The sequence below is a fragment of the Streptomyces sp. NPDC002232 genome, from assembly GCF_042890295.1.
Taxonomy (GTDB): Bacteria; Actinomycetota; Actinomycetes; order Streptomycetales; family Streptomycetaceae; genus Streptomyces.
The window spans coordinates 935,618-951,543 of the sequence record NZ_JBIARV010000001.1; the positions used below are offsets into that span (position 1 = coordinate 935,618).

Annotated in this window: 13 protein-coding genes; 6 read left to right on the top strand and 7 right to left on the bottom strand. The window is 72.8% G+C overall.

From position 1 onward, the window contains the following. Positions 1-114 precede the first annotated feature (114 nt). Complete coding sequence (locus tag ACFYXU_RS04195) at positions 115-1,821, bottom strand: glycerol-3-phosphate dehydrogenase/oxidase (protein WP_376507690.1); 1,707 nt, start codon at positions 1,819-1,821, stop codon at positions 115-117. Between the two features lie 344 nt (positions 1,822-2,165). On the opposite strand from ACFYXU_RS04195, the gene ACFYXU_RS04200 reads away from it, so the two are divergent. After that, positions 2,166-3,407: a nucleotide sugar dehydrogenase gene (locus ACFYXU_RS04200; RefSeq protein WP_389407451.1), complete on the top strand. Its 1,242-nt coding sequence runs from the start codon at positions 2,166-2,168 to the stop codon at positions 3,405-3,407. 206 nt (positions 3,408-3,613) lie between these two features. Here ACFYXU_RS04200 and ACFYXU_RS04205 read toward each other — a convergent pair whose 3' ends face one another. The 4 genes from ACFYXU_RS04205 to ACFYXU_RS04220 form a co-directional block, all read right to left on the bottom strand. After that, complete coding sequence (locus ACFYXU_RS04205) at positions 3,614-4,738, bottom strand: GuaB3 family IMP dehydrogenase-related protein (protein WP_329854349.1); 1,125 nt, start codon at positions 4,736-4,738, stop codon at positions 3,614-3,616. A 105-nt stretch (positions 4,739-4,843) separates the two neighbouring features. Next, the gene (gene guaB / locus ACFYXU_RS04210) at positions 4,844-6,346 is read right to left on the bottom strand and encodes an IMP dehydrogenase (protein ID WP_361393305.1); all 1,503 of its coding nucleotides are present in this window, start codon (positions 6,344-6,346) and stop codon (positions 4,844-4,846) included. A 140-nt stretch (positions 6,347-6,486) separates the two neighbouring features. Further along, a complete protein-coding gene (locus ACFYXU_RS04215; protein ID WP_030211429.1) occupies positions 6,487-7,089 on the bottom strand; it encodes a sigma-70 family RNA polymerase sigma factor in 603 nt (200 codons plus the stop codon). 243 nt (positions 7,090-7,332) lie between these two features. Next, a complete protein-coding gene (locus ACFYXU_RS04220; protein ID WP_003948568.1) occupies positions 7,333-7,944 on the bottom strand; it encodes a response regulator transcription factor in 612 nt (203 codons plus the stop codon). A gap of 429 nt (positions 7,945-8,373) precedes the next feature. Here ACFYXU_RS04220 and ACFYXU_RS04225 point away from each other — a divergent pair, with 429 nt between their 5' ends. Then, positions 8,374-8,757 carry a WhiB family transcriptional regulator gene (locus ACFYXU_RS04225; RefSeq protein WP_389456457.1) on the top strand — a complete coding sequence of 128 codons (384 nt, stop codon included), beginning with the start codon at positions 8,374-8,376 and terminating at the stop codon, positions 8,755-8,757. 94 nt (positions 8,758-8,851) lie between these two features. Here ACFYXU_RS04225 and ACFYXU_RS04230 read toward each other — a convergent pair whose 3' ends face one another. Beyond that, positions 8,852-9,745, bottom strand: coding sequence for a LysR family transcriptional regulator (locus ACFYXU_RS04230; RefSeq protein ID WP_329854353.1), 894 nt, complete (start codon positions 9,743-9,745; stop codon positions 8,852-8,854). Between the two features lie 80 nt (positions 9,746-9,825). Between ACFYXU_RS04230 and ACFYXU_RS04235 the strand changes: the two genes are divergently transcribed. Together ACFYXU_RS04235 and ACFYXU_RS04240 are read left to right on the top strand one after the other, a co-directional pair. Continuing rightward, positions 9,826-10,500 (top strand): MOSC domain-containing protein, encoded by a 675-nt coding sequence (locus ACFYXU_RS04235; protein WP_389456459.1) that lies wholly within the window; start codon positions 9,826-9,828, stop codon positions 10,498-10,500. A gap of 28 nt (positions 10,501-10,528) precedes the next feature. Then, positions 10,529-11,302, top strand: coding sequence for an SDR family NAD(P)-dependent oxidoreductase (locus tag ACFYXU_RS04240; RefSeq protein WP_389407452.1), 774 nt, complete (start codon positions 10,529-10,531; stop codon positions 11,300-11,302). A 92-nt stretch (positions 11,303-11,394) separates the two neighbouring features. Here the strand turns inward: ACFYXU_RS04240 and ACFYXU_RS04245 are convergent, their stop codons facing one another. After that, positions 11,395-13,212 carry a DUF2264 domain-containing protein gene (locus tag ACFYXU_RS04245; RefSeq protein WP_389456461.1) on the bottom strand — a complete coding sequence of 606 codons (1,818 nt, stop codon included), beginning with the start codon at positions 13,210-13,212 and terminating at the stop codon, positions 11,395-11,397. Between the two features lie 197 nt (positions 13,213-13,409). On the opposite strand from ACFYXU_RS04245, the gene ACFYXU_RS04250 reads away from it, so the two are divergent. Together ACFYXU_RS04250 and ACFYXU_RS04255 are read left to right on the top strand one after the other, a co-directional pair. Continuing rightward, positions 13,410-14,507, top strand: a complete 1,098-nt coding sequence (locus ACFYXU_RS04250; RefSeq protein ID WP_389456463.1) for a LacI family DNA-binding transcriptional regulator — start codon at positions 13,410-13,412, stop codon at positions 14,505-14,507. A 102-nt stretch (positions 14,508-14,609) separates the two neighbouring features. Continuing rightward, positions 14,610-15,923 carry an ABC transporter substrate-binding protein gene (locus tag ACFYXU_RS04255; RefSeq protein WP_389456465.1) on the top strand — a complete coding sequence of 438 codons (1,314 nt, stop codon included), beginning with the start codon at positions 14,610-14,612 and terminating at the stop codon, positions 15,921-15,923. Positions 15,924-15,926 lie beyond the last annotated feature (3 nt).

The window sequence follows — 15,926 nt, forward strand, 5'->3', positions numbered from 1 at the left end:
AGGCCATTGTCCCTCACCTCGGGGCGGGTGACGCCCCCGGGTCCGCACTCCGGGATACGACGCCTCCGCACGGCCCCGAGGTTCCCTCCGTGAGGGACGCTTCCGGACGCCCTGTCAGAGGGGCACGATGTCCGGCGCCCCGAGCCGTGCGGCGTCCGCCGTCAGGTCGTCGGGCTGCCGCTGGGACTCGCGCTCCGCCTCCACCCGCTTCTCGTAGTGCTCGACCTCCTTGTCGATCTGGTGCTCGTCCCAGCCGAGGACCGGAGCCATGAGTTCCGCGCACTCGCGGGCGCTGCGCGTGCCCCGGTCGAAGGTCTCGATGGAGATCCTGGTCCGCCGGGTGAGGACGTCGTCCAAGTGGCGGGCGCCCTCGTGCGAGGCGGCGTAGACGATCTCGGCGCGCAGGTAGTCCTCGGCCGCCGCGAGCGGTTCGCGCAGGCCGGGGTCGGCCGCGATCAGGTCCAGGATCTCCTCCGTCAGGGAGCCGTAACGGTTGAGGAGATGCTCGACCCGGACGACGTGCAGCCCGGTCCGCGCGGCGATCCCGGCCCGGGCGTTCCACAGGGCGCGGTAGCCCTCGGCGCCGAGGAGCGGGGTGTCCTCGGTGACGCAGGGGGCGACGCGCTGGTCGAGTCCGTGGACCGCCTCGTCGACGGCGTCCTTCGCCATCACGCGGTAGGTCGTGTACTTGCCGCCGGCGACGACGACCAGGCCGGGGACCGGGTGGGCGACCGTGTGCTCGCGGGAGAGCTTGCTGGTGGCGTCGGACTCGCCGGCGAGGAGGGGTCTCAGGCCCGCGTAGACGCCCTGGACGTCGTCCCGGGTGAGCGGGGTGGCGAGCACGGTGTTCACGTGCTCCAGGAGGTAGTCGATGTCGGCGCTGGAGGCGGCGGGGTGGGCCTTGTCGAGGTCCCAGTCGGTGTCGGTGGTGCCGACGATCCAGTGCCGTCCCCAGGGGATCACGAACAGCACGGACTTCTCGGTGCGCAGGATGAGCCCGGTGGTCGAGTGGATGCGGTCCTTGGGCACGACGAGGTGGATGCCCTTGGAGGCGCGGACGTGGAACTGACCGCGCTCCCCGATGAGGGCCTGGGTGTCGTCGGTCCACACGCCGGTGGCGTTGACGATCTGCTTGGCCCGGATCTCGTACTCCTCCCCGGCCTCGACGTCCTGGACGCGCGCGCCGACGACCCGCTCGCCCTCGCGGAGGAAGCCGACGACGCGGGCCCGGCTGGCGGCCAGGGCGCCGTAGGAGGCGGCGGTGCGCACGAGGGTGGTGACGAAGCGGGCGTCGTCCATCTGGGCGTCGTAGTACTGGAGGGCGCCGACCAGCGCGTCCTTCTTCAGGCAGGGCGCGACCCGCAGGGCGCCCCGGCGCGAGAGGTGCCGGTGGACGGGGAGGCCGCGGCCGTGGCCGGAGGAGAGCGACATCGCGTCGTACAGCGCGACGCCGGAGCCGGCGTAGAACCGCTCCCAGCCCTGGTGCTGGAGCGGATAGAGGAAGGGGACCGGCTTCACCAGGTGGGGCGCGAGCCGCTCCAGGAGGAGTCCGCGCTCCTTGAGCGCCTCCCTGACGAGGGCGAAGTCCAGCATCTCCAGATAGCGCAGGCCGCCGTGGATGAGCTTGCTGGACCTGCTGGAGGTGCCCGAGGCCCAGTCGCGGGCCTCCACGATGCCGGTGGAGAGCCCTCGCGTGACGGCGTCGAGGGCGGTTCCGGCACCGACCACTCCGGCGCCGACCACCAGCACGTCCAGTTCTCGCTCGGCCATGGCCGCGAGCGCCTCGGCGCGCTCCGCGGGTCCCAGTGTCGCTGTCCTCACGCTGCTGCCTCCCGTCGTCCCCCGTCTGTCCCGCACGGGCCGTGCGCCGCCCCCGTCTGTCCGCACGGGTCCCGTACGCCGTCTCCCGCCTGTCCCGCACGGGCCGTACGCACACGGCGAACCGGGCCCGTGTGGTCCGGCTCACAGCTCGATTCTGTCCCGGTCCGGCGACTTCAGCCACCGCCTCGCCACCGACCTGTGGATAACACTCGGCGACCTTCGGCTCCACAATGCCGCAGAACGGTCATATTTACGCCTAGTCTGACATTGCGCTCGACCCGTTCTGTGCACGGGGCCCGCGCCCCGCGCCCCCTCCGGCCACTGGGAAGGACGGCCCATCCCCCATGCCCGCTGATCTCGCCGTCATCGGCCTCGGCCATCACGGACTCCCCCTGGCCCAGGCCGCCACCGCCGCAGGCATCGACACCATCGGCTACGACACCGATCCCCGCCCCGCCGCCGAACTCGCCGCCGGCCGCTCCCCCGTCGACGGCTCCCTCACCGCCCCCGAGATCCGCCGCATGCTCGCGGGAGGCTTCCGGCCGACCGCCAACCCCGCCGAGCTCGGCCGGGTCCGCACCGCCGTGCTCTGCGCCCCGACCTCCCCGGGCCCCGACCGGACCCTCGACCTCACCGCCGTCGCCGACGCCGCCCGCGCCCTGGCCGCCCGGCTGCGCCCGCACACCACCGTCCTCCTGGAGTCCCCGGTCCCCCCGGGCACCACCGAGGGCCTGCTCCGCGACGTCCTGGAGGAGGGCTCCGGGCTGCGCGCCGGCCGCGACTTCCACCTGGCGTACTCCCCCGGCCGCCTCGACCCCGGCGCCCGCATCCCCGGCTACGCCGGCACCCCCAAGGTCATCGGCGGCCTCACCCCCGCCTGCACCGAGTCCGCGGCCGCCTTCTACGGCCGGCTCACCGACAAGGTGGTACGCGCGCGTGGCCCCCGCGAGGCGGAGACCGTCAAGCTCCTGGAGACCAACTTCCGCCACGTCAACATCGCCCTCGTCAACGAGATGGCGGTCCTCTGCCACGAGCTCGGCGTCGACCTGTGGGACGTCATCCGCTGCGCCGAGACCAAGCCCTTCGGCTTCCAGGCCTTCCGCCCCGGCCCCGGCGTCGGCGGCCACGGCTTCCCCGTCGACACCGTGGGAGCCCACCGCCCGCTCCGCCTGGTCGAACTCGCCGGCCAGGTCAACGAACGCATGCCGCAGTACGTCGTCCAGCGCGCCGCCACCCTCCTCAACGAGCACGGCAAGTCGGCCCGCGGCGCCCGGATCCTGCTCCTCGGCATCACGTACAAGCCCGACCTCCCCGACCGCCAGGGCTCCCCCGCCGACGAGATCGCCCGCCGCCTCATGGACCTGGGCGCGGCCGTCAGCTACCACGACCCGCACGTCCCCGACTGGCGCGTCCGCGACCTGCCCGTCCCCCGCGCCGACTCCCTCTACGAGGCGGCCGCGCACGCCGATCTGACGGTCCTGCTCCAGCAGCACCGCACGTACGACCTCCAGGGCCTCTCGGTGAAGGCCCAGCTCCTCCTCGACACCCGCGGCGCCACCCCGGGCGGTGCGGCCCACCGCCTCTGACCCAGGCACGGCACCCGAAACCCACAGGACACCGCCTCTGACCGGGCACGGCACCCGAAATCCCCGCGGCATCGCCGGATACGAGGGCTTCGTCATCACCAGGAAGGTCTCCGCCTGACCCGCGCGACCGCTCCTCCGGGCGCGTCCGGACGCGGAAGGGGCCCCGCACCAGCCGGTGCGGGGCCCCTTCCGTGTGTGTGCGGTGGTCAGCGCTTGTGCTGCGAGTCCGCGACCGTGACCTCGACGCGCTGGAACTCCTTGAGCTCGCTGTAGCCCGTGGTGGCCATCGCGCGGCGCAGGGCGCCGAAGAAGTTCATCGAGCCGTCCGGAATGTGCGACGGGCCCGCGAGGATCTCCTCGGTGGTGCCGACGACGCCCAGGTCGACGAGCTTGCCGCGCGGCACGTCCTCGTGGACGGCCTCCATGCCCCAGTGGTGGCCCTTGCCGGGCGCGTCCGTGGCGCGGGCCAGCGGGGAGCCCATCATGACCGCGTCGGCGCCGCAGGCGATCGCCTTCGGCAGGTCGCCGGACCAGCCGACCCCGCCGTCGGCGATGACGTGCACGTACCGGCCGCCGGACTCGTCCATGTAGTCGCGGCGGGCCGCGGCCACGTCGGCGACCGCGGTCGCCATCGGGACCTGGATGCCGAACACGTTGCGCGTGGTGTGCGCCGCGCCGCCGCCGAAGCCGACGAGGACACCCGCCGCGCCGGTGCGCATCAGGTGCAGGGCCGCCGTGTACGTGGCGCAGCCGCCGACGATGACCGGGACGTCCAGCTCGTAGATGAACTGCTTCAGGTTCAGCGGCTCGGCCGCGCCCGAGACGTGCTCGGCGGAGACCGTCGTGCCGCGGATGACGAAGAGGTCCACGCCCGCGTCGACGACCGCCTTGGAGAACTGGGCGGTGCGCTGCGGGGAGAGCGCGGCGGCGGTGACGACGCCGGAGTCGCGCACCTCCTTGATGCGCTGCCCGATCAGCTCCTCCTTGATCGGGGCGGCGTAGATCTCCTGGAGACGGCGGGTCGCGGTCGCCTCGTCCAGCTCGGCGATCTCGTCGAGGAGCGGCTGCGGGTCCTCGTACCGGGTCCAGAGACCCTCCAGGTTCAGGACGCCGAGGCCGCCCAGCTCGCCGATGCGGATGGCGGTCTGCGGCGAGACGACCGAGTCCATCGGGGCGGCCAGGAAGGGGAGCTCGAAGCGGTAGGCGTCGATCTGCCAGGCGATCGAGACCTCCTTCGGGTCCCGGGTGCGCCGGCTCGGCACGACGGCGATGTCGTCGAACGCGTACGCCCTGCGGCCGCGCTTGCCGCGCCCGATCTCGATCTCAGTCACGATGTGTGGCCTTTCCCTCTACGTCTGCGCCTACCAGTATCCCCGACACGCGCGCGGGGGGCGGCTCCGGCCGCATGCCGGAACCGCCCCCCGCGTCGCGCTGTGTTACTTCCTGCTGTAGTTCGGCGCCTCGACCGTCATCTGGATGTCGTGCGGGTGGCTCTCCTTGAGGCCCGCCGAGGTGATCCGGACGAAGCGGCCGTTCGTCTGAAGCTCCGGGACCGTGCGCCCGCCGACGTAGAACATCGACTGGCGCAGACCGCCCACCAGCTGGTGGACGACGGCCGAGAGCGGGCCGCGGTAGGGCACCTGGCCCTCGATGCCCTCGGGCACGAGCTTCTCGTCGGAGGCGACGCCCTCCTGGAAGTAGCGGTCCTTGGAGAAGGAGCGCTGCTCGCCGCGGGTCTGCATGGCGCCGAGCGAGCCCATGCCGCGGTACGACTTGAACTGCTTGCCGTTGATGAAGAGCAGCTCGCCCGGGGACTCCTCGCAGCCCGCCAGGAGCGAGCCGAGCATCACCGTGTCGGCGCCGGCCACGAGGGCCTTCGCGATGTCGCCGGAGTACTGGAGGCCGCCGTCACCGATGACCGGGACGCCCGCCGCCTTGGCGGCGAGGGAGGCCTCGTAGATCGCGGTGACCTGGGGGACGCCGATGCCGGCGACCACGCGGGTGGTGCAGATGGAGCCGGGGCCGACACCGACCTTGATGCCGTCGACGCCGGCGTCGATCAGCGCCTGGGCGCCGTCACGGGTGGCGATGTTTCCGCCGATGACGTCGACCGAGGAGTTCGACTTGATCTTGGCGACCATGTCGCCGACCAGGCGGGAGTGGCCGTGGGCGGTGTCGACGACGATGAAGTCGACGCCGACCTCGATGAGGGCCTGGGCGCGCTCGTACGCGTCGCCGGCGACGCCGACGGCCGCGCCGACGAGCAGGCGGCCCTCCTTGTCCTTGGCGGCGTTCGGGTACTTCTCGGCCTTGACGAAGTCCTTGACCGTGATGAGGCCCTTGAGGATGCCCGCGTCGTCGACCAGCGGCAGCTTCTCGATCTTGTGGCGGCGGAGCAGCTCCATGGCGTCCACGCCGGAGATGCCGACCTTGCCGGTGACCAGCGGCATCGGGGTCATGACCTCGCGCACCTGGCGGCTGCGGTCCGACTCGAAGGCCATGTCGCGGTTGGTGACGATGCCGAGCAGCTTGCCGGCCGGGTCGGTGACCGGGACGCCGCTGATGCGGAACTTGGCGCAGATCGCGTCGGCCTCGGCGAGCGTGGCGTCGGGGTGGACCGTGATCGGGTCCGAGACCATGCCGGACTCGGAGCGCTTGACCAGGTCGACCTGGTTGGCCTGGTCGGCGATGGAGAGGTTGCGGTGCAGCACGCCGACACCGCCCTGCCGCGCCATGGCGATCGCCATGCGGGACTCGGTGACCTTGTCCATCGCGGCGGAGAGCAGCGGGATGTTCACCCGCACGTTCTTCGAGATGTACGAGGCGGTGTCGATCTGGTCGGGCGCCATGTCGGACGCGCCCGGCAGCAGCAGCACGTCGTCGTAGGTCAGCCCGAGTGTCGCGAATTTCTCGGGCACTCCGTCGACGTTGGCAGTCATGACACCTTCCCAAATGGCCTTGATCGGTGCGGGATGTCCATGCTAACGGGCCTGAGCCGTGTCTCATTCCACGACCAAGATCAGCGGGAAGCTTTGGACGTTCGCACGTGTACGAAAGGGACGACGGTGCCCGGCAAGGCTTACTGCTCGGCCAGTGCGCGGAGCCGGCTCAGGGCGCGGTGCTGCGCGACCCGGACGGCGCCCGGGGACATGCCGAGCATCTGGCCGGTCTCCTCGGCGGTCAGTCCGACCGCGACCCGCAGCACCAGCAGCTCGCGCTGGTTCTCCGGGAGGTTGGCGAGCAGCTTCTTGGCCCACTCGGCGTCGTCGCTGAGCAGCGCGCGCTCCTCGGGACCGAGGGAGTCGTCGGGCCGCTCGGGCATCTCGTCGGAGGGCACCGCGGTGGACCCCGGGTGGCGCATGGCGGCGCGCTGGAGGTCGGCGACCTTGTGCCCGGCGATGGCGAAGACGAAGGCCTCGAAGGGTCTGCCCGTGTCCTTGTAGCGCGGGAGCGCCATCAGGACGGCGACGCAGACCTCCTGGGCCAGGTCCTCGACGAAGTGCCGGGCGTCGCCGGGCAGCCGGTTGAGGCGGGTGCGGCAGTACCGCAGGGCGAGCGGGTGGACACGCGCGAGCAGGTCGTGCGTGGCCTGGGCGTCGCCGTCGACCGCGCGGTGGACGAGCGCGCCGATCTCCCCCTGCCCGGCAGGCATGGGGGAACCCACGGTCTCGTCGTCGCGCATCGCTCCATGGTGCCCCGACGTCTCGGCGTCGGTGGCACCGCGTCCGTAGTTGTGCACCGAAGCGTTATGAGCAGGTGCGCCGGTACTCATCTCCCGCGCCCTCCCCTCCCGCTCGATCGACTCGTCCCCGAGGAACTCCACATCTCAAGGATGCGGCATTCGGCGGGGAAGTGACACAAGCCCACCCCGTCCACCCCACGACGGACGCGGGCGAGGACGGGGAGACGGCAGGTGACCTGCGATTCAGCGGACCAGGCCCCAGCGGAATCCGAGCGCGACGGCGTGCGCCCGGTCGGAGGCGCCGAGCTTCTTGAAGAGACGGCGGGCGTGGGTCTTGACCGTGTCCTCGGAGAGGAAGAGCTCGCGCCCGATCTCGGCGTTGGACCGGCCGTGGCTCATGCCTTCGAGGACCTGGATCTCGCGCGCGGTGAGGGTGGGCGCGGCGCCCATCTCGGCCGAACGGAGGCGGCGCGGGGCGAGCCGCCAGGTCGGGTCGGCGAGCGCCTGGGTGACCGTGGCCCGCAGCTCGGCGCGCGAGGCGTCCTTGTGCAGGTAGCCACGGGCGCCCGCAGCGACCGCGAGGGCGACGCCGTCGAGGTCCTCGGCGACCGTGAGCATGATGATGCGGGCGCCGGGGTCCGCGGAGAGCAGCCGGCGGACGGTTTCCACGCCGCCCAGACCGGGCATGCGCACGTCCATCAGAATCAGGTCCGAGCGGTCCGCGCCCCAGCGGCGGAGGACTTCCTCGCCGTTGGCCGCGGTGGTCACGCGCTCGACGCCGGGCACGGTCGCGACCGCGCGGCGGAGCGCCTCTCGGGCAAGCGGGGAGTCGTCGCAGACGAGGACGGATGTCATGCCTGACCTCCGCGGCTCTCGCAGCTGTTGCGCGTCACCTTGAGCCTCCAGGGCTGTACGTATCGTCACCTGTGCGGTTGACGCTCTCGGACGTTTGCCCGATCGCTTGTTCCTTCAACCGCCATCGCACTCTCAACGACGGTCACTCGAAAGAGTTACGGGTCGGACGACGTCTTCGGCACTCTACGTGAGGGGTCGTGCGCGGAGGAGAGTGTCGCGGGTCGTTCGCCCCAACATCGAAAGCTATGCCCCATTTAGCGGCTTTTCTTCCCTTTTCGCGGTGTCTGTGGCTAGATTCGCAATGAGTCATATTTACATCTACTTCGACAGTAGGTGTAACCACCGGACCCGTCGGGCCCGAGGAGCCCGACCATCAGCCATCCACCCGCCCACCAATCCGTTCGACACGGTTTCAAGGGGACAAGCGCAATGGCAGATTTCTCCCGCCTTCCCGGACCCAACGCCGACCTGTGGGACTGGCAACTGCTCGCGGCCTGCCGCGGCGTCGACAGCTCCCTGTTCTTCCACCCCGAGGGAGAGCGCGGCGCGGCACGGAGTGCGCGTGAGAACTCGGCGAAAGAGGTCTGCATGCGGTGCCCGGTGCGCGCGGAGTGCGCGGCACACGCACTCGCCGTGCGGGAGCCCTACGGCGTATGGGGCGGCCTCACCGAGGACGAACGCGAAGAGCTCATGGGACGCGCGCGCAATCGCCTGATCACGACGGCGCCGGCCTCCCCGCCGGTCACGTCCGCCACGTCCGCCACCTCCACGACATCCATGACGTCGATGACCTCGCTCGGGGAACGTATGTGAAGGAACGTTTCTTCTAAGCCCTGAGCCGCGCGCCCGCGCGCGTCGCCCGACGCGCGTGTGGCCGCGCGGACCTGTTCCGCCCCTCCCGCGCGTCCTACGCGCGCGCGGCCGCGCGCATCAGCTCGTCGAGGGTGGCGGCGACGGCCGGGACCTGGGCGAGGTCGGGCAGCGTCAGGGCCACGATCTCCCGCTCCACGGACGGCTCGACGGCCACCGTCCGCGCGCCCTTGGGGCGTACGGACTCGATGGCCAGCTCCGGCAGGACGGCGACGCCCAGACCGGCGCCGACCAGGCCCACCACGGCGGGGTAGTCGTCGGTGGCGAAGTCGATGCGGGGGGTGAAGCCCGCCTCCTCGCACACCTCCACCAGCTGCCGGCGGCAGCGCGGGCAGCCCGCGATCCAGGACTCGTCCGCGAGCTCCGCGATCCCGACGGCCCCGGCGCCGGCGAGCCGGTGCCCCTCCGGCACCAGGCCGACGAGCCGGTCGGCGAGGAGCGGGCGGACCACCAGGTCGTCCCACTCGGCCTGCCCCGCCCCGTAGCGGAACGCCAGGGCGATGTCGCAGTCGCCCTCGCGGAGCATCTCGATCGAGCGCGGCGGTTCGGCCTCGACGAGGGAGACCCGGGTCCCGGGGTGCGCGGCCCGCAGGGCGGCGAGGGCGGTGGGCACCAGGGTGGAGCTGCCGCTCGGGAACGACACGAGGCGGACCCGGCCCGCGCGGAGCCCGGCGATGGCCGCGACCTCCTCCTCGGCCGCGGTCAGCCCGGCGAGGATGCCGGAGGCGTGGCGCACCAGAACCTCGCCGGCCTGGGTGAGGCGCATCTCGCGTCCGGTGCGGATCAGCAGCGGCGTGCCGGCGGAGGCTTCGAGCGCCTTCATCTGCTGGCTGACGGCGGGCTGGGTGCAGCCGAGTTCGCGCGCGGCGGCCGAGAAGGAGCCGGTCGCGGCGACGGCGCGCAGGACGCGGAGGTGGCGGGCCTCGATCATGCGTCCAGCATAAGCGACTCTTGGGTGAAGCTTCCCATTCTCGCGTGCGGCTTTGAGATCGGCGCCCGTAAAGTGCCCACATGACCTTGCTCAGTGTGAATGTGGGCCGCGCCAGGCCCGTGGACTACTCGGACTCCGCCTCGGGCCTGACGGGCATCGACAAGCGCCCGGTCGAGGGGCCGGTGCGGATCGAGGCGCCGGGCGCGCCCGGTGTCGGGGCGAGCGGGGTCGCCGGGGACGCGGTCTGCGACCTGCGCTTCCACGGCGGTGACGACCGGGCGGCGTACGCCTTCGCCCGGGAGGATCTGGACCTGTGGGAGCGGGAGCTCGGCCGTGAGCTGGCCAACGGTTCGTTCGGCGAGAACCTCACCACCCGCGGCCTCGACGTGAACGGGGCGCTGATCGGCGAGCGGTGGCGGATCGGCGGGGAGGTGGTCCTGGAGGTGACCGGCGGCCGCATCCCGTGCCGCACCTTCGCCGGCTTCCTGGAGGAGAAGGGCTGGGTGAAGCGGTTCACCCGGTCCGAGGCCGGTCCGGGCGCGCTGCTGCGGGTCATCGTGCCCGGCGAGGTGCGGGCCGGGGACACGATCACGGTGCTGCACCGGCCGGACCACGACATCACCGTGGCCCGGCTGCACCGCGCGGCGACCACCGAACGCGCCCTGCTGCCCGACACGTTGGCCGCCGCCGAGTGGATGGAGTCCGGACTGCTGGCGCTCGCCCGCCAGTACAAGGAGAAGTACGCCACGTCGTAGGCGCCGGACGGGGCACTAGGTTGCCCGTATGACGACAGCACTGATTACGGGCGCCACCGCGGGCATCGGGGCCGCCTTCGCACGGAGACTGGCGGCGGACGGCCACGACGTCGTGCTGGTGGCCAGGGACGTGAAGCGGCTCCGGGAGCAGGCGACCGAACTGCACGACCGGCACGGCGTCGAGGCCGAGGTGCTCGCGGCGGACCTCGCCGAGGAGAAGGGCATCGCCTCCGTCGAGGCCCGGCTCTCGGACCCGAAGCGGCCGGTGGACATGCTCGTGAACAACGCGGGCTTCGGGAACAGGGGCCGGTTCCTCGAGGTCTCCATGGCCGACGAGTTGAAGATGCTGACGGTGCACTGCGAGGCGGTGCTGCGGCTGACCTCGGCCGCGGCCACGTCGATGAAGGCCCGCCGCCGGGGCGCCGTGGTGAACGTGGCGTCGGTGGCGGCCTTCCTGCCGCGCGGCACCTACGGCGCCTCGAAGGCCTGGGTCGTGCAGTTCACCCAGGGCGCGGCGCGGGACCTCGCGGGCAGCGGGGTGCGGCTGATGGCGCTCTGCCCCGGTTTCGTACGGACCGAGTTCCACGAGCGGGCCGGGATGGGCACGGACAACATCCCGGGCTGGATGTGGCTCGACGCGGACAAGCTGGTGACGGCGGCGCTCGCGGACCTGGAGCGGGGCCGGACCGTGTCGATCCCGGACCCCCGCTACAAGGCCCTCATGGGCGTGGTGAAGCTGGCGCCCCGCGGCCTGCTCGGCGGGGTGTCCTCCAAGGCGGGCCGCAAGTACGGGCCGGAGTAGGGCCGGAGCGGGGAGACGGCGGAGACGCAACCGGCCCGGACGGGGCCACGGCAAGACCACGGCGGGGCCGCGGCAGGGGCCGCGGCGGACGCTCAGAGAAGCGGTTCGAGGGCCCCGAGGTCGAGGTGCGCGGTGGTGCCGCTCCGCCAGGTCACGGTGAGGGTGCCGGGGCCCGTGACCCGGACCTCCGCGAGGTCCGGCACGGGGACGGGCTCGGGTTCGCCGGTCAGGGAGGCGAGGGCCACGAAGAGCGCGGCCGGGCCGTACGTGGTGCCGTGGAGGGCGAGGGTACGGGTCCCCGGACCCTGGAGGGTCTCCCCGGTGGGGAGTTCGAGGACCTCGGGCCGGTAGCCGTGGACCGGGTGGAGCTGGGCGTGCGGGCCGTCCGGGGTGACCGCCCAGCCGGTCTGCCGTACGGGGGTCCCCTCCGGGGCGTCCAGGACGAGGTGCGCGCGGAGCTCGGCGCGGCCGTCGACGAGCGTCGCGGAGAGGACCCGGACGCCCGGCAGCGGGTGGTGCAGGGAGGCGGCCCGGTCGGGGCCGGTGGTGAGCGGGGCGGCGGGGCCGCGGGTGGTGGGCGTGCCGTCGACGAGCAGCGCGAAGTGGTTGTCGGACACCGCCGTGCCCGTACTGGGTCCCGTACGGGTGGAGTAGGCGTGCCGGGCGTACCCGGGGTCGTCCGGCTCGCCGGGCGCGCTGTGGACGTGGTTGCTGCCGTGGTTGTGGAGTCGGACGAGCCCGTCGGCCGCGGTGGTCTGGACGAGCAGCCCGGCGGGGGCGACGGGGCGGACGGTGTCGGCGCGTTCGGCGGGCAGGGGTTCCTCGGGGTCGGTCCAGACGGGGTGTCCGGCGGGCAGGAGGAGGCCGAGGAAGCCCTTGGAGGCCCAGTAGGGGGAGCCGGGTCCGGAGTACTCCTGGACGAGCGGCGGGTACGGGCCGTGCCAGCCGAGGCCGAGGAGCCCGCGCTCGTCGGTGGCGCCCCGGTCGAGGAAGTACCGCAGGGTGCCGGAGGCGAGGCGGCGGGTGGCGCCGGGGGTGAGCGGGGTGTGGCCGGTGAGGGCGCCGAGCCAGGGGGCGGCCGCCGCGGCGAAGCGGTAGATCAGGGACCGCCCGTACGGGACGGGGGCGCCGTTCGCGTCGAAGAGGTGGACGTAGGTGTCGAGGTGGGCGCGCAGCCGGGGGCCGTAGCGGTCGAGGAGGTCCTGCTCGCCGGAGAGGTGGGCGTGGAGGACGGGGTAGAAGTGCAGGGCCCAGGCGTTGTAGTGGTCGAAGGCGCGGTTGTCGCCGTCGCTGTACCAGCCGTCGCCCAGGTACCAGTCCTCGACGCGGGCGAGGGAGCGGTCGATCGTGGCGGCGGCGCGGTCGGTCTCGATCCCGGCGTCCCGGAGGAAGCCGGCGACGGTGAGGCCGAAGAGCCACCAGTTGTTGTCGACCGGGGACGGGCCGAGGGCGGGCCGGAGCCAGTCGGCGGTCCGCTGCCGGGTGCGGTCGTCGAGGCGGTCCCAGAGCCAGGGCCGGGTGAGGCGGAGGCCGAGGGCGACCGAGGCGGATTCGACGACCGCCTGGCGGGTGCCGGCCATCGGGGGCCAGGACTCGCGGTCGTCCCGTCCGGGGTGCGCGGTGCCGGCGGCGAGCCCGGCGGCGTACCGGTCGAGGTGGCCGTGCGGGTCCTCGCCGTGGGCGCCCGCGACGCGGAGGGCGGCGAGGAGGAAGGTGCGGGCCCAGCCCTCCAGGCCGTCGGAGCGGGGGCCCGACCAGCTGGGGCGGGGCCCGGGGAGGTCGACGAGGCCGTGCCCCGGTGAGGCGAACGGGCGGACGTCCAGGAGGAGTCGGTCGGCCGCGGCTTCCCAGTGGGCGCGGGTCCAGCCGGTGTACGGGCTGAGCTCACGGTCTTCGGGTGGCGTGGGCATGATGCTCCCTGGGGCTCCGTGCGGGGACGTCCGCGTCGCCGGGAATCCTGGACAGCGTCCGATCGGACGTCAAGAGTTGGAGAGCGAATGATCGAAACTCCCGTCGTTCGATCATTTCTCGGCTAGGGTGGGCGGCCCCGGTCCGCCGGGCCCGCCCCGGGGCCGACGGACCACCACCACCGCGAGGGGGAACCGCCGTGCGCGAGAGCGCTGCCGAACGACACGACCGACTGCTGGCCCTGGTGCGCGAGCGGGGCACCGCCCGCGTCTCCGAACTGGCCGAACGCCTCGGGGTCTCCCCCGTCACCGCCCGCCGCGACGTCGAGGTCCTGGCCGGCCGGGGCCTGCTCGACCGGGTGCACGGCCAGGTGTCCTGGCCCCGGCGGCAGGGCGCGTCCGGCGGCGGACGCACCGGCGAGGGCCTGGTCCTGGGCCTGCTCGCGCCCTCCGCCACGTACTACTTCGCCGAGGTCATCCGGGGGGCGCACGAGGCGGCGGCCCGTGCCGGGGCGCGGCTCGTGCTGCGGATCTCCGACTACCGGCCGGAGGAGGACCGCGCCCGCACCGAGGGGCTGCTCGCGGCGGGCGCCGAGGGCGTCCTCGTCGCGCCCGGCTGGCGGGGCCCCGAGGACCGGCTCGCGTACGGGGACTGGCTGGCCGAGCTGCCCGTGCCGGCCGTCCTCCTGGAGCGCCGCGCCGAGCCCGGCAGCCCGCTGGACGGCCTGGACCGGGTCGCCTCCGACCACGCCCACGGGGTGCTGCTCGCCCTGCGCCACCTGCTGGCGCTCGGCCACGCGACGCCGCTCCTGGTGGCCCGCCGGGACTCCCCGACCGCGCTCGCGGTGCGCGCGGGGTACGCCGAGGCGCTGGGGACGCTGGGCCTGGAGAAGCCGCGCCCGGTCATCGACTCCGTACCGGCCGAGGCGGACCCGGAGGGCTTCGAGCGGGCGGTGCGGGCGCTGCACGAGGCCGTCGGCTCGGGTCTGGCCAGCGCGGCCCTGGTCCACAACGACGTGGACGCGATCGAGATCGTGCAGCGGCTGGCCGAGCTGGGCGTGCGGGTGCCTCAGGACCTGGCCCTGATCGCGTACGACGACGAGGTCGCCGCCCTCGCCGACACCCCGCTGACGGCGGTCGCCCCGCCGAAGCGGCAGGTGGGGCGGCACGCCGCGGAACTGCTGGTGGAGCGGCTGACGGAGGGGCCCGACGAGGACGCGGCGCGGCGCCATCTGAGCCTGCTGCCGTGGCTGCGGGTGCGGTCCTCCTGCGGGGCGGCCCCGGCATCCACGATTTGATCCTTTTTCGATCAATCAATCTTTCGCTCTTGACTTCGGTCATGAACGGTCACAGGATCACGGCCACAACCTCCCAGCCGCCCCGCCCTCAGGAGCCGTGCCGTGACCCGTACCTGGAGCAGAACGTCCCGCGTCATAGCCGGCGCCGCCACCGCCCTGGCCGTCCTCACGGCCTGCGGCGGCGGTGACGACACCGCCGACAAGCCGAACGGGCCCGTGACCCTCACCTTCTGGGGCTGGGCCAAGGGCTCCAAGGACGTCGTGGACGCTTTCAACGCCTCCCACACCGACATCCAGGTGAAGTTCGAGGAGATCCCCTCCGGCACCGCCGGCGGCTACGCCAAGATCTCCAACGCGGTGAAGGCGGGCAACGCCCCCGACCTGGTCTCCATCGAGTACTCCTCGCTCCCCGAGTTCGTGAGCTCCGGCGCCCTCCAGGACATCGGCGACCAGTTCACCGAGGCCGACCGCGCCAAGCTCCTGCCGCAGTCCGTCGAACTCACCACCCTCGGCGGGAAGTCCTGGGCCGTCCCGTTCGACGCCGCCCCGCAGGCCTTCTTCTACCGCAAGGACCTCTTCGCGAAGTACAAGGTCCAGGTCCCCACCACCTGGGACGCGTTCAAGAAGGCCGCCGAGCAGATCAGGAAGGCCGACGCCAAGGCCCGCATCGCCACCTTCTTCCCCGACGACCCCACCACCTTCGAGGCCATGGCCTGGCAGGCCGGCGCCCAGTGGTTCAAGGCCGAGAACGACACGTGGAAGGTGAACACCACCGACCCGGCCACCACGAAGGTCACCGCCTACTGGCAGGGCCTCCTCGACGCCGACCTCGTCCACAAGGACGCCTCCTTCAGCCCCGAATGGGTCGGCTCCCTCAAGAACGGCACCACCGTCGGCTACCTCGGCGCCTCCTGGGGCGCGGGAGTCCTCAAGGGCAACGTCCCCGAGATGGGCGGCAAGTGGGCCGTCGCCCCCATCCCCACCTGGGACGGCAAGCCCGCCAGCGGCATGCTCGGCGGCACCTCCTTCGCCGTGACGAAGGACAGCGGGCACAAGGCCGCGGCCGTCGCCTTCGCCGAGTGGATGTCCACCACCGAGGCCGGCATCAAGGCCCGCATCGCGTCCGGCACCTCCAGCGCCTTCCCGGCCGCCGCGAGCCTCCGCCCCGTCGCCAAGCAGGCCTTCGACGCGAGCTTCTACGGCGGGCAGGACATCTACGCCCTCTTCGAGGCCTCCGGCGCCTCCATCAACCCCCACTGGTCCTGGGGCCCGACCACCGGCACCACCAACACCGCGATCAAGGACCGCTTCGGCAGGATCGCCCCGGGCGGGCCCGGCATCGCCGACGCCGTCAAGGGCGGCCACGACGCCACCGTCGCCGAGCTCACCAAGCGCGGCCTGAAGGTCGAGGGCTGACCC

Coding starts and splice junctions, on each gene's coding strand:
- ACFYXU_RS04240 (WP_389407452.1), top strand. CDS start 10,529: ATGACGACAGCACTGATTACGGGCGCCACCGCGGGCATCGGGGCCGCC.
- ACFYXU_RS04215 (WP_030211429.1), bottom strand. CDS start 7,089: ATGCGCGACGACGAGACCGTGGGTTCCCCCATGCCTGCCGGGCAGGGG.
- ACFYXU_RS04235 (WP_389456459.1), top strand. CDS start 9,826: ATGACCTTGCTCAGTGTGAATGTGGGCCGCGCCAGGCCCGTGGACTAC.
- ACFYXU_RS04225 (WP_389456457.1), top strand. CDS start 8,374: ATGGCAGATTTCTCCCGCCTTCCCGGACCCAACGCCGACCTGTGGGAC.
- ACFYXU_RS04200 (WP_389407451.1), top strand. CDS start 2,166: ATGCCCGCTGATCTCGCCGTCATCGGCCTCGGCCATCACGGACTCCCC.
- guaB (WP_361393305.1), bottom strand. CDS start 6,346: ATGACTGCCAACGTCGACGGAGTGCCCGAGAAATTCGCGACACTCGGG.
- ACFYXU_RS04230 (WP_329854353.1), bottom strand. CDS start 9,745: ATGATCGAGGCCCGCCACCTCCGCGTCCTGCGCGCCGTCGCCGCGACC.
- ACFYXU_RS04220 (WP_003948568.1), bottom strand. CDS start 7,944: ATGACATCCGTCCTCGTCTGCGACGACTCCCCGCTTGCCCGAGAGGCG.
- ACFYXU_RS04245 (WP_389456461.1), bottom strand. CDS start 13,212: ATGCCCACGCCACCCGAAGACCGTGAGCTCAGCCCGTACACCGGCTGG.